At 37.7% G+C, this 22,512-nt stretch carries 16 protein-coding genes and 1 pseudogene; 3 read left to right on the top strand and 14 right to left on the bottom strand.

Translation table 11 applies throughout. The annotated features are described in order from the left end of the window. Positions 1–57: 57 nt before the first annotated feature. The 5 genes from rpmF to dnaE all read right to left on the bottom strand — a co-directional run bounded on the left by rpmF (position 58) and on the right by dnaE (position 7,522). Entirely contained in the window at positions 58–237 is a 180-nt protein-coding gene (gene rpmF / locus IGL48_RS04080) for a 50S ribosomal protein L32 (RefSeq protein WP_002355952.1), read from the bottom strand. A 56-nt stretch (positions 238–293) separates the two neighbouring features. Then, positions 294–863: a YceD family protein gene (locus tag IGL48_RS04075; protein WP_002363429.1), complete on the bottom strand. Its 570-nt coding sequence runs from the start codon at positions 861–863 to the stop codon at positions 294–296. Positions 864–1,235: 372 nt separating this feature from the next. Beyond that, on the bottom strand, positions 1,236–2,993 hold the full coding sequence (gene pyk / locus IGL48_RS04070; RefSeq protein ID WP_002355949.1) for a pyruvate kinase: 1,758 nt from the start codon (positions 2,991–2,993) through the stop codon (positions 1,236–1,238). 64 nt (positions 2,994–3,057) lie between these two features. Further along, positions 3,058–4,020, bottom strand: a complete 963-nt coding sequence (gene pfkA, locus IGL48_RS04065) for a 6-phosphofructokinase (protein ID WP_002355947.1) — start codon at positions 4,018–4,020, stop codon at positions 3,058–3,060. A 172-nt stretch (positions 4,021–4,192) separates the two neighbouring features. Continuing rightward, positions 4,193–7,522 (bottom strand): DNA polymerase III subunit alpha, encoded by a 3,330-nt coding sequence (gene dnaE / locus IGL48_RS04060; RefSeq protein ID WP_010824502.1) that lies wholly within the window; start codon positions 7,520–7,522, stop codon positions 4,193–4,195. Positions 7,523–7,639: 117 nt separating this feature from the next. Between dnaE and IGL48_RS04055 the strand changes: the two genes are divergently transcribed. Beyond that, on the top strand, positions 7,640–7,825 hold the full coding sequence (locus IGL48_RS04055) for a YjzD family protein (RefSeq protein WP_002355945.1): 186 nt from the start codon (positions 7,640–7,642) through the stop codon (positions 7,823–7,825). Positions 7,826–7,879: 54 nt separating this feature from the next. Here the strand turns inward: IGL48_RS04055 and IGL48_RS04050 are convergent, their stop codons facing one another. From IGL48_RS04050 to IGL48_RS04040, 3 genes are all read right to left on the bottom strand, one after another. Beyond that, entirely contained in the window at positions 7,880–9,076 is a 1,197-nt protein-coding gene (locus IGL48_RS04050) for a multidrug efflux MFS transporter (RefSeq protein ID WP_002381323.1), read from the bottom strand. A gap of 208 nt (positions 9,077–9,284) precedes the next feature. Further along, positions 9,285–10,691, bottom strand: coding sequence for an NCS2 family permease (locus IGL48_RS04045; protein ID WP_002355943.1), 1,407 nt, complete (start codon positions 10,689–10,691; stop codon positions 9,285–9,287). A 152-nt stretch (positions 10,692–10,843) separates the two neighbouring features. Then, on the bottom strand, positions 10,844–11,419 hold the full coding sequence (locus tag IGL48_RS04040) for a DUF1361 domain-containing protein (protein WP_002386206.1): 576 nt from the start codon (positions 11,417–11,419) through the stop codon (positions 10,844–10,846). Positions 11,420–11,624: 205 nt separating this feature from the next. Between IGL48_RS04040 and IGL48_RS04035 the strand changes: the two genes are divergently transcribed. After that, the gene (locus tag IGL48_RS04035; RefSeq protein ID WP_002355941.1) at positions 11,625–12,428 is read left to right on the top strand and encodes a Cof-type HAD-IIB family hydrolase; all 804 of its coding nucleotides are present in this window, start codon (positions 11,625–11,627) and stop codon (positions 12,426–12,428) included. Between the two features lie 115 nt (positions 12,429–12,543). On the opposite strand, the gene IGL48_RS04030 is transcribed toward IGL48_RS04035, so the two are convergent. From IGL48_RS04030 to IGL48_RS04005, 6 genes and pseudogenes are all read right to left on the bottom strand, one after another. Then, positions 12,544–13,629 carry a hypothetical protein gene (locus IGL48_RS04030; protein ID WP_010824501.1) on the bottom strand — a complete coding sequence of 362 codons (1,086 nt, stop codon included), beginning with the start codon at positions 13,627–13,629 and terminating at the stop codon, positions 12,544–12,546. Positions 13,630–13,771: 142 nt separating this feature from the next. Continuing rightward, positions 13,772–15,382 (bottom strand): aspartate 4-decarboxylase, encoded by a 1,611-nt coding sequence (aspD, locus tag IGL48_RS04025; RefSeq protein ID WP_002355939.1) that lies wholly within the window; start codon positions 15,380–15,382, stop codon positions 13,772–13,774. A gap of 159 nt (positions 15,383–15,541) precedes the next feature. Next, on the bottom strand, positions 15,542–15,955 hold the full coding sequence (ndk, locus tag IGL48_RS04020) for a nucleoside-diphosphate kinase (RefSeq protein ID WP_002383435.1): 414 nt from the start codon (positions 15,953–15,955) through the stop codon (positions 15,542–15,544). 109 nt (positions 15,956–16,064) lie between these two features. Further along, positions 16,065–16,718, bottom strand: coding sequence for a DUF4767 domain-containing protein (locus IGL48_RS04015; protein WP_002376227.1), 654 nt, complete (start codon positions 16,716–16,718; stop codon positions 16,065–16,067). 42 nt (positions 16,719–16,760) lie between these two features. After that, positions 16,761–17,680 (bottom strand): annotated as a pseudogene (locus IGL48_RS04010) (aminoglycoside phosphotransferase family protein). A gap of 79 nt (positions 17,681–17,759) precedes the next feature. Then, a complete protein-coding gene (locus tag IGL48_RS04005; RefSeq protein WP_048949410.1) occupies positions 17,760–20,075 on the bottom strand; it encodes an amidase family protein in 2,316 nt (771 codons plus the stop codon). A 161-nt stretch (positions 20,076–20,236) separates the two neighbouring features. Here IGL48_RS04005 and IGL48_RS04000 point away from each other — a divergent pair, with 161 nt between their 5' ends. Then, positions 20,237–22,474 carry an ATP-binding cassette domain-containing protein gene (locus tag IGL48_RS04000; RefSeq protein ID WP_113825994.1) on the top strand — a complete coding sequence of 746 codons (2,238 nt, stop codon included), beginning with the start codon at positions 20,237–20,239 and terminating at the stop codon, positions 22,472–22,474. Positions 22,475–22,512 lie beyond the last annotated feature (38 nt).

The following is a 22,512-nucleotide window of genomic DNA, read 5'->3' as shown; positions in this document are numbered from 1 at the left end:
CCCCTAGGCTCCATGGTTAGCCTAGGGGATTCAACATTTCAAAAAATGTTTTTATGCTTATGCTTCTTTAGACATTACGTCTTTTCCATCGTAGTGACCACATGCTGGACATACGTGATGGCTTTTTTTCATTTCACCACAGTTTGAGCATGCATTTAAGCCTTTGATTGTTAATTTGTAGTGTGTGCGACGTTTTGCTTTTTTCGCTTTAGAAGTTCTTCTAGCTGGTACTGCCATTGTTGTTCCACCTCCTTGTAAAGATGCGTGTATTTACATACACAATATATTCCAACCTAGCTGTTATCTTCCTCTTCAGCATTATCGCTGAGTAATTCTGATAGTTTAGCCAGACGAGGATCCACTGTTTGTTCTGCTGCTTTCTGCTTACTTTCCAAATATGCTTCTTCTGAAATCACTTCCCAGTCATTGCCACTTGGCATTTCTTGACTGTTTTGTTCTTCTTCTGTAAGCACTTGAATTGGAATGGACAATAGAATGTTGTCTTCGACAGATTCATCTAAATCAATTGTTGGCTTGTCCAATAAAATAATCTCTTCAGCTGCAAATCGTTCATCTCTTGTATCCATTTGTTCTTTTGTCATAAAGACTTCATCGACCGTGATTTGCATTGGCAAAGCCACAGGTTCTAAAGAACGGGATGAAGGAACGGTTACAGTTACCTGAATAGTGTAATGAAGTAAATATTCTGATTTATTGACTGCTAATAAGCCTTCTACTTTGATTGGACTTACATCCAACAAGGTATCATCTCGTTGAAGAAGCTCTTCTTTAAGATGCAATGTTTCTGAAAACACTAGCGGCTCTTCTTTGTATTTATTTAATTCTAACAAAGACCACTTCATAATTATCACTCCTAAGCAACAAAAGCTATTATACAGGGGTATGAAAGCTTTGTCAATGAAATTTTCTTGACAGCCCTTTCTTATTTCCTGTTTTTCTTTCGTTTTTTTTATAATTGTTTTTCTGTTGAAGATAACTTAGCGCTTATTTAATTAAATAACAAAATTTTTGTGTGAAATAACATAAATAATTTAAAACTCAGACATAATTTTACTATTTGCGCCCAACTCTTTATTTACTGAATACGTGTTTCTGAACATTTCATACTACTGTCTTCCTTGTAAAAAAAGCTGAGACAAACTGACGAATCGGTTTGTCCCAGCTTTGCGTCCGAGTACATATTGCTTAAAATCAAATGATTGAATTAATTAGATTTAGATAGCTGTTGTTGCTCCGCGGTAAACAATACCACGACGAGGATCAACAGTAATCACTTCGTCATTATTAATTAATGATGTTGCATCTGCAGCACCTACGATAACTGGAATATTTTGCGCAATCGCTACAACAGCTGCATGAGAAGTTAAACCACCTTCTTCAACAACTAATGCTGATGCTTTTTCAATTGCAGGCATGTATTCTTTATCTGTTGTTTTTGTAACTAAAATAGCTCCTTCAGTCGCTTTAGCAACTGCTTCTTCAGCAGTTCCTGCAACAACGGCTTTTGCAATAATTGCTTCTTCGCCGACACCTTGACCTTGAACTAATTTAGAACCGATCATTTGAATTTTCATTAAGTTTGTTGTGCCTTTTTCGCCAACTGGAACACCAGCAGTGATAATGATTAAATCACCTTCTGAAGCATAACCTTCTTCTTGTGATACTTTTGAAGCTAAATTAAACATTTCATCTGTGCTTGATGGTTTGTCAGCAACTGTTGCGTAAACACCCCATGATAATGATAAGCTACGTGCTTTTTGTTCTGAGAACGTAATTGCAACGATATGTGCTTTTGGACGGTATTTAGAGATCATACGTGCTGTATGGCCTGATTCTGTTGCCGCAACGATTGTTTGGATACCCAAGTTACGTGCTGTATGGCCAACAGATTGTCCGATTGCTTCAGTCATATCTGTTTTGCTATATAATTTCAATGCGAATGAATCTTGGTTAACTAATGTTTCTTCTGTACGAACTGCAATACGAGCCATTGTTTGAACAGCTTCTAATGGGTAATCCCCTGCTGCAGTTTCGCCTGATAACATTACTGCATCTGTTCCATCGTAGATTGCGTTTGCTACGTCATTTGCTTCCGCACGTGTTGGACGTGGGTTACGTTGCATTGAATCTAACATTTGTGTTGCAGTGATAACTGGTTTACCTAAAGCATTACATTTTTTAATTAAAGCTTTTTGGACAACTGGAACATCTTCTGTTGGAATTTCAACACCCATGTCACCACGAGCAACCATTAAACCATCAGAAACTTTTAAGATTTCATCGATATTATCGATACCTTCTTGGTTTTCGATTTTAGGAATGATTTGGATGTGTGTTGCGTTTTCTTCTTCTAAAATTTTAGTGATTTCTAAAACGTCAGAAGCACGACGAACGAAGCTAGCTGCGATAAAGTCAATTCCTTGACCAATTCCGAAACGGATATCGTTAGCATCTTTTTCAGTGATCCCTGGTAAGTTTACAGAAACGCCTGGTACGTTAACGCCTTTTTTGTTTTTCAAGACGCCTTCGTTTTTAACAACTGTTACGATTTCGTTTGCATCACGGTCGATATCAGTTACTTCTAAATCAATTAAACCATCATCTAAAAGAATGTGTGAACCTACGTTTACATCATTGATTAATTCTGGATAAGTGATTGAGAATTTTTCATTTGTTCCTAAAACTTCTGTCATAGAAATACGTACTGAGTCACCAATTTTCATTGTGATTGCGCCATTTTCCATGTCATTTGTGCGGATTTCAGGACCTTTTGTATCTAGTAAGATCGCTACGCGTTTCCCTGTAATTTTTACAGCTTCACGAATGTTTTTAATACGAGCACCATGCTCTTCGTAGTCACCATGTGAAAAGTTCAAACGGCAAACATTCATACCTGCATTAATTAAGTTTACTAGCATATCAACGGATTCACTAGCTGGTCCAATCGTACATACGATTTTCGTTTTTTTCATTACTAAAACGCTCCTATTCCAAATTTGTTTATACAAAGCTAATAAGATTAGCTAATATACAAGATTAAAAAGAAATTTCATGATTTAACTCATAAAGAGATAAATCTGGTTTGTGTTTATTGTTTTCTAACGTGTCAATAATATCAGCTGCAACTACTTGGTTATCTAACATACCGATACATAAACCGCCTTTGCCTTCTTTTAGAAGTTCAACAGCATATGACCCAAATTTACTTGCTAATACACGGTCACGAGCACTTGGCGAGCCCCCACGAACCACGTGTCCTAAAATTGATACACGCGTATGGAAATCACCGTATTCAGAAAGTTTATCAGCAAATTCATTTCCGCCCATTACGCCTTCTGCTAAAATGATTAAGCAATGTTTTTTCCCGCGGTCGCGGCCTTCTTGAATACGTTTGGCAACGTTTTTCATATCAAAATCATGTTCAGGAATAATGATTTCATCTGCTCCGCCTGCCACGCCTGACCACAATGCGATATCACCAGCGTTACGTCCCATTACTTCGATAACGAATGTACGAACATGAGAAGTCGCTGTATCACGAATTCGGTCAATTGATTCCAAAACAGTGTTAATCGCTGTATCAAAACCGATTGTGAAATCTGTTCCAGGAATATCATTATCAATTGTTCCAGGAATTCCAACAGCGGGGAAACCACGTTTTGTCAAAGCCATTGCGCCATGATAAGAACCGTCTCCACCAATAACAACTAAGCCTTCAATACCGAATTTTTTCAATTGTTCGATTCCTTTTAATTGCCCTTCTTCAGTAGCAAATTCAGGATAACGAGCAGAGTACAAGAATGTTCCACCACGTTGAATCTTATCGCCAACGTCAGCAACATCTAAACGACGGATGTCGCCTGCGACTAAACCGGCAAATCCATAGTTAATACCGTAAACTTCGATTCCATCAAAAATACTTTTGCGTACGACTGCACGAATTGCAGCGTTCATTCCAGGGGCATCTCCCCCGCTGGTTAAAATACCAATGCGTTTCATTCGCTATTTCACCTCATATAATATACTTTCAACTGCCAAAAGAAACCTTTTCGCAAAAATTGATATACAAAAATATTACGTCATTCATTTTACCATTAAAGAACCAAAATGTCTTGAGTTAAGAAGAAAAAAATGAAAAAAGTTGAAAACAACTAGTATTTTTTACCGTAAATCATTTGAAAATGACGTTTTGCTCGCCTAAAACGTAAGCTAATTGTTGCTGACTAGCGCTTGTATGAGCGACCCAATTTTCTTCATTTAATACTATTTTCTTTCCTGTTTTTTCAAAATAGACAATCACTGGAATATGTCCAGCGTGACGACTGAGTACCTCTTTCATTTTCTGAAAAACGTCCGTTTGTTCGACATCTTTTGTAATTCTGATAAAACACGTTTCGTCACTAATTGATGTTTCTACTTGTTGCGCTTTTTCTATTCGTTGAACCAATATTTGCAATTCTTGATTGTACGTACTGCGTTCCACTTTTCCTTCCACATAATAAACTTGCCCTTTCTCGACACTCTGTCTTAACTGGCGAAAAACAGTTGGGAACAACGTTAGTGAAATACTTCCTGTTGTATCATCCCCATCAACAAAGGCCATTTGTTCTCCCTTTTTGGTCCGAATCGTCCGAATGTTTTTGACATAAATCAATAATTTCGTGGGCTGATTTTCAACAAGTTCATGAACAAGTTGCGTTTGCTTGGCTAAGCGTGTTTTTTTGAACTCTTCTGTCGGATGTCCTGATAAATAGACCCCTAAATATTGTTCTTCTTGTTCTAGTCGCTCTTCTAGCGGATAATCGGCAATTTCTTCTTCCTTTGGCTTCAATGTTTCTAACAAATCCATACTACCACCGCTGAGAAGAATACTTTGGATATTACTCTCTAAACCTACCGCTAATTGACGGCGATTAGGCGCAATTTCGTCAAATGCACCGATGGCAATCAATGGTTCGATATTTTCAACTTTCAACCACTTACGGTCAATTCGCAAAAGAAACTCATCGAACGTTTTGTACAGTCCATTTTCTCGGCGTTCATTTAAAATATTTTGAATGAAGTCTCGGCGGATTCCTTTTAAAGAACTAAAACCAAATAAAATTTGCTGTTGCTGATTTAGGTAAAAGCTGTAGTGACTTTGGTTAATTGACGGCTGCAAAATCGTCTGCTTGTTTTTTCTAGCTTCGCCAATATATTCTTTAATTTTTGTTGGATTATGACGAACAGAATGCAACAATGCGACATAAAAAGCACTCGGATAATGAACCTTCAAGTAAGCCATTTGAAAACCAATAAAGGAATAGGCAAATGCATGCGAGCGGTTAAAGCCATAATTAGCAAAGCGCTCAATATAATCGTACACTTGGTTAGCTGTCTCTTGGGGATAGCCTTGTTGTAGCGCACCATTAACAAAATGATTTCGTTCTTCATCTAGCACATCTTTTTTCTTTTTACTAATGGCCCGACGTAAAATGTCAGCTTGCCCTAAAGAGAAGCCTGCCATTTTCGCAGCAACTTGCATAATCTGCTCTTGGTAAACAATAATTCCGTACGTATTTTCTAAAATGGGGGCGAGACTAGGCTCTGGATAACTAATTTGTTCCAAGCCTTTTTTCCGGCGGATGAAAACATCAATATTTTGCATCGGACCAGGACGATACAAGGCATTGACAGCAGCAATATCTTCAATGCTAGTTGGTCCTAATTTTCTTAATACATTCCGAATTCCAGCAGATTCAAACTGGAAAACACCACTTGTTTCCCCTTTTCTAAATAAAGCCAGCGTTGTTTCGTCATCTAATGGAATCTGATTTAAATGAATGGTTTGATTATAGACGCGTTTAATAGCTGTGAGGGTATCATCAATGATAGATAAATTTCTTAAGCCCAAGAAATCCATTTTCAGAAGACCAATTTTTTCAACATCATTCATAGTAAATTGGGTCAATAAAATTTCATTCGATCCTGGTTGTAACGGAACCAAATTCAAAAGATTTTCATCACTAATTACCACACCTGCTGCGTGCGTAGAAACATGGCGAGGCAAGCCTTCTAGCTGAACAGCTGTTTTATAGAGCAATTGATTATTTGGCGAAAAATTGACCAATTCTTGCATCCGTTTCGACTCTTGGTACGCTTCTTCTAACGTAATTTTCAGCTTGTTGGGGACAGCTGCCGACCAACGATTCGCTTCACTCTGGGACAACCCGAAAACACGTGCAACGTCCCGTAAAACCATTTTCGCAGCCATCGTACCAAACGTGGCAATTTGCGCCATGTGATAATGACCATATTTTTGACTGACATAAGCTAAAACTTCCTCCCGCCGATTATCAGGAATATCTAAATCAATATCGGGCATCGTGTAGCGTTCTGGATTCAAAAAACGTTCAAAAAGCAAATCATATTTGATTGGATCTACATCTGTAATTGATAGCACATAGGACACTAAAGAGCCTGCAGCTGAACCTCGGCCAGCGCCTGTAACAATTTGATTGTTATGACAGAAGTCCATCACATCCCAAACGATTAAAAAGTAATCATCAAAACCCATATTGTGAATGATGGTTAACTCTTTTTCTAATCGTTTTTGGTAAACTTCATTTAGATGAGGCACTCTTTCTGGTAATTTTTCTAAACACAATGTGCGTAAATAAGAACCAGCCGTTTGATTATCAGGCACAGGAAAATGCGGTAATAATTTTTGATGTAAAGGAATGTCAACTCGGCAATTTTCAGCTAGCTGAATCGTATTCTGGACCACTTCTGCACCAGCTATTTGAAGCATTTGTTCCATTGTCGTCTCTGCTTCACGCAAGTAATTCAGACCTTCTATTTCCGGTGTTTGGCTTGTAATATTCAATTGATTATTTTCTTTGATGCTCTCAAGAACAGTAACGGCAAAGCCTTCTTCCCTTGTTAAATGACGTACCTCTTGCAAAGCCACGCCAGGTAATTGTTCTCTTTGGTAAAAAGAAAAGAGCGCTGGATTGCGTTGTTGATTCATTGAAAAAGAATGTTCAACAAATAACGACTGGGGATCAAAATATGAAGCAAGTTGTTGGAAAGCGTGAACCGCTTGTTGTTCATCTTCAAAAAATGTTTGGGCGACTTCTCCTTTGGCTGACAAAGTCACGGCAAATAAATCACTTAATAAGGATTGATGTTCCGCTAAGTAAAAGGGACCCTCTGTCGTCATTTTGCTGCTAGATAGTTGCATTAATTGCTGATACCCTTTTAAATTTTTAGCAAATAAAAGCAACTCGGAATGCCCTTCTTTTTCTGCTGGGGTATATTCTAATCTTAAACCGATAATTGGTTGAATTCCCGCTTTTTGGCATGCTTCATAAAATTCAACCGCCCCATGCAAGACATTGATATCGGTAATCGCTAATGTTTGATAACCTAACGCTTTCGCTTGTTTTACATAGGAACGAATCCTAACCGTACTAGATAAAAGCGAATAGGAAGTAACGGTATGTAATTGTGGAAATGACATTGGACAGCTCCTTTTTGAATCCTTGCTATTTTTTTCCTCTTCTCTTATTTTCCTATCGCGGATTCTTTACTTTTAAAGAAAATATGCTAAACTAAGAGCTAGAAAAGAGGTGCTCATATGCGTTATCTTGTTGTATTTTTCTGGACCTTCGCATTAGGCCAAGTCGTTGGATATATCGGCGGTGCATTATCTGGTGGTTCATACGACTTTAAAATGACAACGATTCTATCGTTGGCAACAGCCGTTATTATTTTATTAATTGCACACTTTGCAGTACCGAAAGAAACCAAACCTGTTAAATAAGAAAAAACCAGTTACTAAAGTTATTGTAACTGGTTTTTTTATCTTTTCAACTGTTTAGAGCTTTTTATTTAAAACTTTTCGGAAATTAAAGAAGGACAGCCCAATGTTTCCTAAAACGAAACAAGCGGTTACCAGAAAAACAGAAGAATAGCCAAAACCATGGGCAACAGTCGACCCTACCATCGGTCCTAAAACTTGACCGAAATTACTACACATCTGATTGTAACTATAAACTCTACTTACGCCCTCTGTTGGCGTTATTTTACTAATTAACGTATTGATTGATGGCATTAAAGCACCTGTTGAAAAACCTAAAAGGAATCGTAAAACACCTAACTGAAAAGGTGTTTGCACAAACGCCATGGGAATGTAACAAATAAAAGAAAGAATTAATCCGCCTAATAAAACTTTTTGGTTCCCAATGCGGTCCCCAATTTTTCCCAAAGTTGGAGAAGAAATAATTGCTGAAACGCCGGCAATCGAAACAATCAAACCACTAACAAATAATACATTCTCTGTATCGCCACTTAAAGATCGAATATATAGCGTTAAGATTGGGCTGATACTTGTAATTCCTAATTGTAAAATTAACGTAGTCACAAACAAACCAATCAATACTGAAACATGATCCATCTTACTAAAAATTTCTTTCGTCGTTAATAAATCCTTTTTCTCAACTGGTTGAAAATCTTCTTTAACTAAAAAGATAGTCAACAACGTTGTAATGAATAAAATAACGCCGGTAATAATAAAGACATTTTCCATTCCAAACCACTGTGCCAACGCACCGCCAATCGATGGCGCAATTAACGTCCCAGCAATTGCACCTGTTGATAATGTTCCTAGAGCCCAGCCATTTTTCTCTTTTGGCGCCTGCGACGCAATCATCGCTGTTGCGTTAGGAATATAGCCGGATAAAATCCCGTTCATAAAACGCATAATCAACAGCCAGTATACATTAGGGACAAACGCTAACGCCCCCATTGTGATCGTCATTCCTGCTGCAGCCCGAATCATCATAATTTTCCGACCTTTTCGATCAGCTAAATTTCCCCAAATCGGTGCAACAATCGCAGCAGCAAACGCCGTGACAGAAATTGCCAATCCAGAAAACAACTCTACTTGACTCTTAGGCGTCCCTAATTGTTCAACATATACTGGAATAAACGGCATAACTAAGCTAATACTCGCCCCTGTAAAAAAGCAACCAATCCATGCGACTAACAAATTCTGCTTCCATTTTATTTTCATACTTTTATCCACCTTATCACCTCTTCACCTACCACTATACTCTAAAAGAGTGAATCTCTCAAAAGAAAATTCTTTTAAAAAAAGTCTGGCAGACCGGCCAAAACGACCAATCTGCCAGACTTCTTAACACTTGGGCTTAAGATAAATAGCTGAACAAATGCAACACCTTCGAAGCTAACCGCTGTTATCTCAGCCTCACTTCTGTTTACTATAAAATAGCTAAGATTACAAAGTTTAAGATAAACAACGCATCAATGACCCAAATAATTGGTGAAACTTCTTTGGCTTTTCCTTTGACTACTTTCACCACTGCATAAAAGATGAACCCAGCAGCAATCCCATAAGAGATGCTATAACATAATCCCATGAAAATTGAAGCAAAAAATGCTGGAATCGCATCTTCTAAATCCGTCCAATTGATGTCTTTGAAAGAAGCTAACATCATAATTCCCACTAAAATTAACGCTGGAGCCGTAGCTTGTGCTGGCACAATAGCAATAAGTGGTGAAAAAAGACTACTTAGGGCAAATAGAATTGCTACCACTACCGATGTCAAACCTGTTCGACCACCCGCACCGATTCCTGCTGCACTTTCTACATAAGTTGTCGTATTCGATGTACCAAAAATCGCACCGATAGATGTTGCAATAGCATCTGCAAATAGAGCTTTGTCCATTTTAGTGCTGAAACCCTTACTATCTTCTAAAGCTAATTCATCTTCTTTAGAGAAAATCCCTGTTCGACGTCCCGTACCGATAAATGTTCCAATTGTATCAAACGTATCTGATAAACTGAAGGCAATAATGGTCATTAAAACTTGAGGAATTTTTGAAGAATCGCTAAACAATGACTGTAAGCCCTCAGCACCAAAAGCAGCGCCAAATGTTGTACCTAATTCTTTAAATGAATTGCCCAACGAATTAGCATGCCAATCAACCGAAGCAGTGTCTACCACCCCCATTGGAATTGCGACTAACGTAGTAACCACAATGCCAATTAAAATAGCCCCACGAACATTCGTGACAACTAAAATCGTTGTTAAAACTAACCCAATTACCGCCAAAATAATGGCTGGATTATCAAAATTTCCTAAAGCGGGCACGATACTCGAACCATTCACAACACCATTTTGAGGTTCTGCTTGTACTGTGAAACTTAGTAAGCCAGCATTTTTCAACCCTACATAAGCGACAAAAATTCCAATCCCACCACCAATAGCATGTTGTAAACTCTCTGGAATTGCTTTAATAATCATTTTGCGAATTTTTGTCACTGTAATCAAAATATTAATCAAACCACAAATAAAAACCATTGCTAATGCTTGTTGCCATGTATACCCCATCCCAAAAACGACCGTAAACGTGAAGAAAGCATTGAGTCCCATCCCCGGTGCTTGAGCGTAAGGTACATTAGCAAACAGCCCCATAATTAATGTACCGATGATTGAAGCAATAATGGTCGCTAAAAAAACAGCCTGAAAAGGCATCCCTGTTTCTGAAAGAATGGACGGATTAACAAATAAAATATAACTCATTGCAAAAAAGGTCGTAACCCCTGCCATTATTTCAGTTGATACCGTTGTCTTGTTTTCCTTTAATTTGAAAAACGTATTCATAATTGCACTTCTCTCCCTTAAAATCCATGTTTTCGAATAATTACTCTTTGATTATAAGAGAATCGCTATCTTTTTACAACGAAATATTAACTATTATATATATTTTTCTATATAATGTTCGTGTTTTACAGATATAAAAAAAAGAAAAAGCTTTACATTGCTTCTTCTTTTCCTAATAATTGGATTAGCCCAAACAACAGCATCTGTAGAAACATCATTAATAAAATAAACATTAATTTTTGAAGGGACCAGTCAAAAAAGATAATTTTCACTGTTTCAATTGGACTCATAAAAAGATAGACACTGTGTAATCGATCAAAACGTCCAACATAAATCGCCAAAGCAGACAAGAAATGAAGGCTGGCTTGAAAGACTACAATTGTTCTATAGTCACAATAACTTTGCAATTTCTGACTAACAGTTGTTACTGTTTTCATCCCTAAAAGTCCATATATAACAATCCCGCTGGTTAAGCAAACAAACGCCCACCAATCACCAATTTGGTTTGCAAAAATCGTATTAAAGCCTCGATAAATAGATAGCGTTTCTAAATGAAAAAAATCCGTAAATAGGTACGGCGCATTAGGATAAAAAATTAACCAAGCAAAACCTATCAACCAATCCCTTTTACGTTTTTCTGCGTTTAAAAGATAACTAAGTTCAATTGGAATATAGGCTAACAACACGTTCAACGCCATAAAATGAAAATGCGTAGCAAATAACCACATATAGATACAATAGATTAAGGTGATCACTCGTAAATAATTTCTAGAATTTTTCAAGATGCTCTGCGCTCCTTTTTCAAACGGTTTATTTTAGTGTAGCATACTTCTTAAGCTTTTTTTTAAACCTTATAAATGAACATGCTTCTCCCCTTGATAATCTTCGGTTTTATGCTAGACTGAGTAAAAGGCATTTAGGAGGAATTTTTACTTGAAAAAATTAATTGCTATTGATTTAGACGGCACAACATTAAATGCACAGTCTTTAATCAGTCCAAAAACCGAACAAACACTAAAAAAAGCGATTGACAACGGTCATTACGTCAGTATTGCCACTGGACGTCCCTATAGAATGAGTCATCAATTTTACCAACAACTTGGCCTAACGACCCCTATGGTTAACTTTAACGGCGCTTTAGTCCACATTCCAGAGAAAAAATGGGACTTGGAAAGCGAAGCCAATATTGAGCGTGACCTAGTCTTTGACATTTTGGCACAGAAAAAAGAATTACAATTAGATTTTGTTGCTGCTGAAAACAAAGAAACATTTTATATCGATACGTTAGATGGGTTCGATCCGAAATTTTTTGCTTCCAAAGCAACCTTAGATAATTTACTTACTGCTAAAAATTTACGAACAAATCCTACCTCAATGATGGTTCGGACCACACCAAACCAAGCTGAAAAAGTTGCTGATACATTGACAAAACAATATGGTGATTATATTGATGTCCGCACTTGGGGCGGTCCAATGCCTATTTTAGAAATGGTCGCAAAAGGAATTCAAAAAGCCCATGGCGTTGATCAAGTGGCGAACTTTTTATCTGTCAAACCAGCTGATATCATTGCTTTTGGCGATGAACATAATGACGAAGAAATGTTAAGTTATGCTGGTTGGGGTGTTGCTATGAACAATGCCACGGATAAAATTAAATCCGTAGCCAACGATGTCACTGAAAAAACAAATGATCAAGATGGTTTAGCAGATTACTTAGAAAATTATTTAGATCTATAAAAGGCTAAAATAAAAGTATTTCTTTAAAAAGAACTCACTTTGGTTTAGCTGATAATCTTAAGATTACAAAAGTAGGGCATAAGTCGAAACGACTTGTGCCCTACTTTCGTTTTTCTTATTCCTTCAATGAATTTTGAAACGTGCTGATTTTTTCAGCCAATCTTTGATAAGTAGTAAAAGACGGATGCTGTAGCTCTTGTTCTTCGTTAACGGATAAAGTTTGTTGTGTCGTAATGGCCTTTGTTAGTGCATCTACAAAATGAATAAAAGAATTGTTGGTTTGTTTATTGTATCCTGGTGAATAATATTTCGATTGACGATAAAAAGGCCGCAGAGCTGTTTCTGTGATTTTTTCCTGTTCATCTGAAAAGTATTCATCATAGCTGACATGTTTTATTTTCTGCTCTTCTGTTATCACTTGAAGTCGAGCGATTAGGCCATTGCCTAAATCTTCTGTGTAACTGATATACGTTTCTTTCGCTGGCTCTTTTAGCCAAGTGTCCATCTCTGCTGCTAAAGGCATTAATCCTTCACGCGCAGAAGTTGATGAACCGCGTACCGTATAAAAATTACCTGTGACACGATTTTCGTCACGCATTTGTTTTTCTACATAAGTAATACCATTAACAACGGTGACTAACGTATCGTCTGTGCGCGTGTTGCTTGCTTGAAATTCAGGATAATCCGACAGGCGTTTGTTGACACCCGAATAGCGTGTATCATAATAAGGATCACTAGCAAACTCTGTAAACTCAACATTCAGAATCCTTTGCGTTTCAGGTTCCGTAATAATCTCTACAATGCCGTAATTTCCGCCGGTAAATACACCTTCATTTTTATAATAGTTACCCGTCATTAATCCCAAAGGCGGTTGATTGGACCAAAACATTTTTTCCTTTTTTTCTTCTGGTGTATATTTTGCTGGTGGGGTTGTCCCAAATGTCGTTTGTGTGGCCCCTGTAACCACTTCGTAAGTGTATTCATGAGAATCAAAAGTCAATTGATTAGCAATCAGTTCGTCATTTTTAGTCGGCGCTTGTTTTTCCACCGCAGAAGTCGTTTGATTGGTGACGGTAACTTGCTTCACTTGCTTTGTCTCTTGCGGTCCACTTGTTGTTTGTTTCGTTGACTCTTGATCTGGCGCACAACCAACCAAAATAAATAATCCGATAAAAACCAACATTCCTTTAATATGTTTCATTCACTTCTCTCCTTTTTATAAACGCTTAATTTCCTCTTATCTCCAGTGTAGCAAACATTTATAAACCAAAACTGACGGAAAAATGAATAAATAATAAACAAAAACGCTAAGCCTCTTGCAGCTTAAGAGACTTAGCGTTTTTTTATTTAATTGCTTGGCGCTTTTGGCGCAACCACTCTTCTTTAATGTGTTCAGATAGGCGAATCATTCGTTTACCAACTTCACTATATTGGTTAGTAGCTAAATTGGCTAAAGAAATTCGAACTGACCATTTGTCACTCCCGAAAGCATCCGCTTTTAAAAGCATTAATTTTTCTTTTTCTGCTAACGAAGTTAATACTTTTGTGATCGTCCACGATTTCGTTAAATAACTTGAAAATTCTGGGCCATAACGTTTTTCTGTCCAATCTCTAAAGTTAATTTCACAATAGTATGCTGTATTTAAACTTGCTAAAGGCTCTTCAATGCCTAAGGTGCGGAACAAGAGCTTTTCACGCGTATGACAGATATCCATCACTTCGTCTTTATATGCTTGACCGTCTTTTAACAAAGCATACAAACTAAATAAAGCCATCATCGCTTGCTGAATAGAAGAAAGTCCCGCTGCATGGTTCAACGCAATATCGCGGCTGTCTGCAACTAAGCGGCTGATAAAGTTAATTTGGCTTGTGTCTGCATTCAATGTAGCATAACGTGCCTGTAATTCCATTTTTCGAGCCACTGGCAATTCTTTTAATAATTGATCAAAGATGTTCTCTTGACTGACCGCAATAGTCCCCACACGCCAACCGGTAGCGCCAAAGTATTTAGAATAAGAATAGATACAGGCTGTATTGTAAGGTAACTCCGTAAATAGTGAACGGAAAGCTGGCACAAAGGTTCCGTAAACGTCATCTGTTAAAATCATTAACTTAGGGTTATCCACTGCAACGATTTGTTTGATTTGTTCAATGGTAGGTTTTCCCATAGCATTAGCAGTTGGATTGCTGGGATTTACGACAAAAACCGCTTTGATGGACGGGTCTTTTAGTTTATCAATTTCCTTGTTTGAGTATTGATACGTCGTTTTTCCATCAATAATCATTTGCTCTGCTTTGATTTTAACCACGTCAAAATCATAACGTGGTAGTTCTGGAATTTCTAGATAAGGAGCAAACGTTGGTAATAACAACGCAATACGATCACCTTTTTCTAGTAAATAATTATTTGCCAACGTATCAAACAAGTAACAAATCCCTGCTGTACCACCTTCAACGGCAAAAATATCAAACGGTTGTGCTTCGCTGGAAAATAATTCTTGATTTAAATATGCTTTAATCGGTTGTTCACACGCCTTCAAGCAACGAACAGGATTCGGATAATTATCCCCAATCACATAGTCTAACATGGCATCTAACCACATTTCCTTATCCATCCCAAAATAGTTATGCTCTGCTGTCCAAATTTCTTGTAAGAAGGTTGCCCCTTTGCTAGGATTTTCTGCTAAAAAGTTTAAGAAGCGTTGCGTTCTACCAAAACTTGGCTGAATCATACCAGCCGTTTGTTCGCTCCCCTCTCTTAACGTTTCTTTTGTAGCAAATTGACCTAATAAAAAAAAGGCTTCCCTTGGTGTTGGCGCCGTCCAATTAGGATTGCCTCGCCCTGCATTTAACAATGTTTCTAAATTATGATTTTCTTCATGTAATTTCTTCTCTAAAAATAGACTTAATTCAAACGGACTAAGGTTTTCTGTCAATTCATCACTTGTTATCATTTTATCCTCCTGAAGCACACGCAGTCATTTAGTATTTAGTATGTAGTCTATACTACTCTTCTACCTCCAGATGTCAACCATTTAAGCGGAATATTCTGACAATTAATAAAAAAGAAACAATCCTTTATAAAAAATAAAGGATTGCTTCTTTTTTGCTGATTAACCAAAGAACCGTTGCATCTCAATTTTTGCTGATTGAACAGAATCAGAAGCATGGATTAAATTTTTGGTGACAGACAACCCATAATCCGCTCGTAAGGTGCCACTTTCAGCATCTAACGGATTCGTTGCTCCAACTAATTTACGCACTTTTTTAACCACATTGTCCCCTACAACGACCATCACAACCACTGGGCCACTTGTCATATAGGCTAATAATTCAGGGAAAAATAGTTCATCTTTTAAATGCTCATAGTGTTCCTTCACTGTTTCTACTGTTAGTCGTTCGAATTTAAGGTGCAATAAGTCAATACCTTTATCTTCAAAACGTTGAATGATTTTGCCAACTAACTTTCGTTCAACGCCATCTGGCTTAATAATTACTAAACTTGTTTCCTTCATTTTTTCTTCCATCCCTTTCAAAACTTCCTTTTGCCCTTTCCCAAGGGGTAGCTACAGAATAAAATGAAAGCGGATACTTTGTCAATGATAAATCTTCTTTTCCTTTTGATTAAATAAAAAATTAAAGATTATTCACAAGGTTTGTGAATTGTTCTTTCAGTTCTGTATTACTTGTTTCTTTTAAAAACAAATAAGGTTGCTCCTCTACTGGCTGTTCTTTACTCACATAGACTTTGGCTTCACCATTCACTAAAGTAAATAAATAGACATGCTTCTGGGCAACTTGTGTCGCACTGTCAGAGTATACTGCCACCAGACAATAACCCCCTTCGCTGCCTGTTTCTGACCAATTTAACCAAATGGGATTGTTCCCAATAGCTGGTTGTATTTTAGGTTCATAACTCAATAAATCATCAGGCACTTGAATCGTGTAAAAAGCTACAGAGTGACCTGGTTGGTACGCTTGATAGTTCTGATTGCGTTCTTGACCCCAGGTTTCCATGTATTGTCCTAACTGTTTTGCTTTTTGCTGATTCCAAATCGTCCCTTCTTCTGTAACTAATTCAGTTAATTCTTGTGTTTGCGTTGTTTGCTCTAATTCCAACGCCGTGGTTTGACTAACTTCGGTTGCTGAAATTGCTCTTGTTTCTTCAGTATTTACATTGTTTGTTTGTACGGTTTGTACTTTCTGTGATTCCTCTTTCGATTTTTGCCAACCACAGCTAGATAAAACGCTTCCAACAACCGCTATCATAATAATCCCGTTTAGTTTCATTCCTTAAACTCCTGTTTTTATTTTTATTCTATCGAAATAAACCTAAAATCTCAATCCCTTTCTTTGGATAGTTGAAAACCATTTGGGAACTAGTAATTGTTGGTATTGCTGTTCCATAGTCCTGATTTCTTTTTCACCAAAGCTCAGTGCCCAAACTAAAGAATAGAGTCCTGCGTGAAAAGTATAAAGCTTTTGAAACTGCCAAAATAAGGTAGGAACTTTCCCAGCAAAATAACCTTGTAATTGACCATAAGCAAACAATGACGAAACATTTCTTGAAAAAAATTGTAACTTGTAAAATTCTTCATAAGGATCCCCAAAATCCCATCGATTAAAATCAATCACACCGACCTGCCTAGTTGGCAAGTAAATAAAATTTCCTGCATGGAAATCTCCATGCTGATAAACTACAGGCCGTTGTTGCAATAACGGTAATTGTTTTTCTAAATATGAAATTATTGGCTGCTGGTACGGCATACAAAATTGAGATTCCTTATACTTATTTAGTTGGCTCTGCTTTTTTTCGTATAAATTTTGCGCAATCTCTCTTTGACTAATCCTTTCGGGCAACAAAAGCTTATGGATTTTGTTTAAATAGCGGCCTGACTCTACGCCTAAAAGTTCAGTTGTCTTTTGGGAGAAAGAGCGGGTAAAACATCGCTTAAGTCTTCACCTTCTAGATACGTTAATAACATGTATCCTTGTTCACTTTCAGGAATAGGTGCACATAAAAAAGGTTTAGAACTGGGAAATCCTAACGCCGCTACTTTTTTGATAAATTGATATTCTTGTTGTTTGGCTAATAACTCTTCTTGTTGAAAAATTCGCAATAAAAAGGTTTCTTGATTTTTGGTAACTTTAAACTTTAAATCAGTTGACCAACCACGGTGAATAGCTTCAACTTTTTGCCATTGCTGAAACGCTGGAATCTTCTCAAACGCCCTCATTACTTTCGCCTCCATTTCCCTATTGGTTTTAGTATACCAAAGAAAAAAGGCTGGAGACAATTGGGGATAAATTGTCTCTAGCCTTGACTGGTTATCATTTTCTAGTTTTCCTTATATAAATCGTTCCACTCGTTACTAAGAAAGCTCCTCCTAAAACAATCCAGAAAGTACTAGGTACTTCTGCACCTGCTTTTGGTAATACTTTTTTGGGAAGCTGTTCTTTTTTCCCAATCATATTTTTATCAGAAAAAGCATGCGTACTTTCTGTTGATTTGGTTCCCTGATTTGCTGATGAATTCAGCGAATTATCTAAGGATGACTCACTAGTAGTTTTTCCAGCTTTGTCTGGGTTTTGGTTTTTTCCTTCGATTGGTTCTTCACTTGTTTTTGTTTCTTTGTCTTTATCTGGTTTGCCACTTGCATCTGGCTCTTTGTCTTTGTCTGGTTCGCCGCTTGCATTTGGCTCTTTGTCTTTGTCTGCTTCGCCACTTGCATCTGGCTCTTTGTCTTTGTCTGCTTCGCCACTTGCATCTGGTTCTTTGTCTTTGTCTGCTTCGCCACTTGCATCTGGTTCTTTATCCTTATCTGGTTCGCCACTTGCATCTGGCTCTTTGTCTTTTTCTGGTTCGCCGCTTGCATCTGGCTCTTTGTCTTTGTCTGGTTCTTCTACATGTGGTTGATTTATCTTGTGGTTATTTTCAAATAAAGCACCTAATTGTAGCAATGTTCGGTCTTCATTTAATGCACTATTAAATTGAATCCCCAAAGGCAGTCCTTCTTTTGAAACGTAAGTTGGTACACTTAATGCTGGATGTCCAAATAAATTTGCTTGTTGTGTAAACGGTGTATATGTGAACGCCGTCAGCCATTGGTCATAAATCAATTGTTTTTGTTCTGCTGGTGACAATTGATCAATTTTTTCCATCTGTGCTGCATGTTCTGGTTTTAGTAACGGATTATCAATACTAGGTGCCGTGGCAGCTGTCGTTGGTGTTAATAAGATAGGATACTGTTGATAAAATTCGTCCATCGCTTGTGCTTGTAAAGCAATATCTGTCCAAGCCGCAGTTGTCTCTTCACTCGTTATATTTTTTCCTGTTTGAAAAAGCGCCCATGTTAACAGTTCTACATCATTTCGTTCAAGCGGTCTTTTCAATTTCTGCCGCGCCATAAAATCGGCAATTCCTGCTGAGCCAGCAGCTACAGTATAATAATTTTTCATTAAACGTTCCCCATCAACAGGGTGCTTCACTTCAACCAATGTGTACCCTTGGTCTTTTAAAAAAGCAACAGCTTCAGCGACCGCCTCTTTTGCTTCGGCACTTACAGGCGTTCCGGCAGGGGATTCTGTTGTATAAGCAATGGGTTGCGCTTGACTTAAATGTCCCGCAGGAAGATCTTTTTGGGTTAATAAGGTTTCAAATAATGCATTTGTATCCGCCACGGTTCGACTTAAACCAAAGTGAACAGTTTGACCTTTTGCACTATTAGAATTGCCAATGATTACTCCTCTAGAAGGTTTCAAGCCTACGGTGCCTGTCCAAGAAGCAGGGATGCGGATAGAGCCACCAGCATCACTTCCAGAAGCAATGGGAACAAATGCCGCGGCGACACTAGCACCCGCTCCGCCTGAAGAACCACCTGAATAATGGTTAGGATTCCATGGATTGACGGAAACGCCATATAACTTTGAATCTGAAATATTCTTCCAACCTAATTCTGGATAATTCGTTTGACCAATGATTATGAATCCGGCATTTTGTAGTGCTTTGACAAAGGTCGATGTCCCACCAGCTACTTGATCTTGGAGAAAACCAAAACCGTTCGTGTTGCTTTCACCTTTCAAGGATTGTCCTAACCCTTTTAGTAAGAGCGGCACACCTAGAAATGGTTGACCTGTATCTTGTAAAGCTTTTGCTTCTGTCAAAGCCGCTTCTTCTCGTAAAGTAATGACCGCATTTAATGTAGGATTTTCACGTTTAGTGATGGCCAACGCAATTTTTACTAATTCTTCGCTCGTCACCTTTTTTTCTCTTACTAAAGTTGCTAACTCCAGTGCAGTTGCTTGTTTATAATCTGCTTCTGAAAAAGCATTCTCTGCAGAAACAGCTTTTACATCTGTATCACTATTTTGTATCTCATTTGTGGTTTCAGTGGTTACTGCAACCACATTTCGGCTACTGCTTTCGGCGATTGCCGAAGAGAATTCTTTTTCCTGCATCACCGTTTGGCTAGTAGTTTCAGATTCCAAGTTAGCTACAGTCTGACTGGTTTCTGTTGTTACTGATTCCGTCTCTGTTTGAACGGTTGTTTCTAGTATACTTTCTTGTGCCAACATTGGTACCCCTACCAGTGTTTGGCTAATTAATAAAATAATCCCTAACTTTTTGAACAAAATCGACTTCTTCATAAGTCACATCCTTTATCTATTAATACAGTTAAAAAATCTGTATTACTTATAGCATAAATGAAAGCGATTAAAAAGTAAAGTTCTCTTGAAAATTCCCATGTTCAACTTTTAGGCTAGGTTCTTTTTATATGCTAAAATAGAATAGAAACGGAGGTTTTTTAATGGAATGGATTGAAATTAAGCACGCAACACAAAATAATTTGAAGAATATCTCTGTCAATATCCCTAAAAAGCAACTAACTGTTGTTACTGGACTTTCGGGTTCAGGAAAGTCCTCCTTAGTATTTGACACATTAGCCGCTGAATCACGTCGTGAACTAAATGATACATTTAGTTCGTTTGTTCAAAATTACTTACCCAAATATGGTCGTCCAGAAGTTGAAAAAATCGAGAATCTTCCTGTTGCAATTGTCATTGACCAGAAAAAAGTAGCAGGTAATTCTCGTTCGACAGTGGGAACGTACACAGATATTTATACATTTTTACGTTTGCTGTTTTCACGAGCAGGTTCTCCATTTGTTGGTTATTCAGATACTTTTTCGTTTAATCATCCGGATGGAAAATGTCCAACATGCGATGGCTTAGGAAAGATTACCGAAATCAATCTTCATCAGCTAGTTGATTATGACAAATCATTAAACGAAGGGCCTATCGATTTCCCCACATTTACAGTTGGCAACTGGCGGTGGAAGCGTTATGCCCATAGTGGTCTATTTGATTTGGATAAAAAAATCAAGGACTATTCTCCTGAAGAGTTAGCATTATTTTTATATGCTCCACAACAAAAACTAGCTAATCCACCCAAAGAGTGGCCTCATACAGCTTTGTATGAAGGAATCGTCCCGCGCATGCAACGTAGCATATTGCATACAGACGAAGGCAAACGTCATCAAAAATACCTTAATCACTTTGTTACCGTAAAAAGATGTCCTGATTGTTTAGGAAGTAGAGTCAATGAACGTGTTCGTAGCTGCAAAATTAATCAGAAAAGTATTGCTGATGCTGTTGACATGCCACTCACTGAATTACATTATTTTATTCGTTCGATGGACCTTTCCTTAATAAAAAATATTCAAGAAGAGCTACTTGTACGTCTAGAAGCATTAATTAATATCGGTCTCTCCTACCTCACATTAGGACGAGCAACTGAAACACTTTCTGGTGGTGAAGCACAGCGGATTAAAATTGCTAAGTATGTAAACAGCGCCTTAAACGATATTATGTATATTTTAGATGAACCAAGTGCTGGCTTACATCCAAAGGACATCGAACGGATCAGTCGTGCGTTGCTCAATTTAAAAAATAAAGGAAACACCGTGGTTCTGGTGGAACACAATCCACAATTAATTAGAGAAGCTGATTTTATCATCGATATAGGACCTTTCGCAGGCGAAAATGGTGGCCATGTCCAGTTTTCAGGAACGTATGACGCATTTTTAGCCTCCAAAACCTTGACTAGTCAAGCGCTTCAAGAGCCGCTCCCTTTAAACGACCAACCAAGAAAAGCAAGGAAGTCTTTATCAATCGAACATGCGACACTGCATAATTTAAACAATCTATCTATCGAAGTTCCGTTAGGAGTTTTGACTGTTATTTGTGGGGTCGCCGGTTCAGGTAAATCATCATTAGCGGAAGAAATTTATCAAAAAGCCCAAGCTGATAACCAAGAAATTATTCATCTTTCACAAAAAAGCATTACCGCAAATTTACGATCCACACCTATGACCTATCTTAATATTTTTGATAAGGTCCGCAAACTGTTTGCGGAAGAAAATCATGTTAGTCCAGCTTTATTTAGCTATAATTCCAAAGGCGCCTGTCCTACTTGCAAGGGGAAAGGAATAATTGTCTCCGATATGTCTTTTATGGAGGATGTTACTAGTGTTTGCGAAACCTGTCACGGAACGCGTTACAAAGAAGAGGTGCTTCATTATCTGTATAACGGAAAAAATATCGTTGAAGTACTAGCTTTAAGCGTTAAAGATGGCTATGATTTTTTCAAAGACCAGCCTTTTGCTCTTTCATTAAAAAATTTACTGGAAGTTGGCTTAGGCTACCTTAAACTCAATCAATCGCTCTCAACATTATCTGGTGGCGAATTGCAAAGGGTAAAATTAGCAGACACACTTCACCAAAAAAAAGCTATCTATTTAATGGATGAACCTACAGATGGTTTACACTTAATTGATATCCAACAAAGTCTTCAACTTTTCAATCGAATGGTAGAAGAAGGAAACAGCTTGATTTTATTAGAACATCACATTGATGTGATTAAAAGTGCCGACTGGTTGATTGAACTAGGTCCCGAAGGTGGAGAAAATGGCGGACAGCTTCTTTTTACAGGAACCCCAGCAAATATGCTAAATTCCACTCATTCTATTACTAAAGGCTATCTGTAAAATAAAAAGTACAAACGGTGCAAGCAACAAGCACCGTT

The sequence above is a fragment of the Enterococcus sp. DIV1090 genome (assembly GCF_050537975.1).
GTDB classification, from domain to species: Bacteria; Bacillota; Bacilli; order Lactobacillales; family Enterococcaceae; genus Enterococcus; species Enterococcus faecalis.
This window is presented reverse-complemented; position numbering and strand designations above follow the sequence as displayed.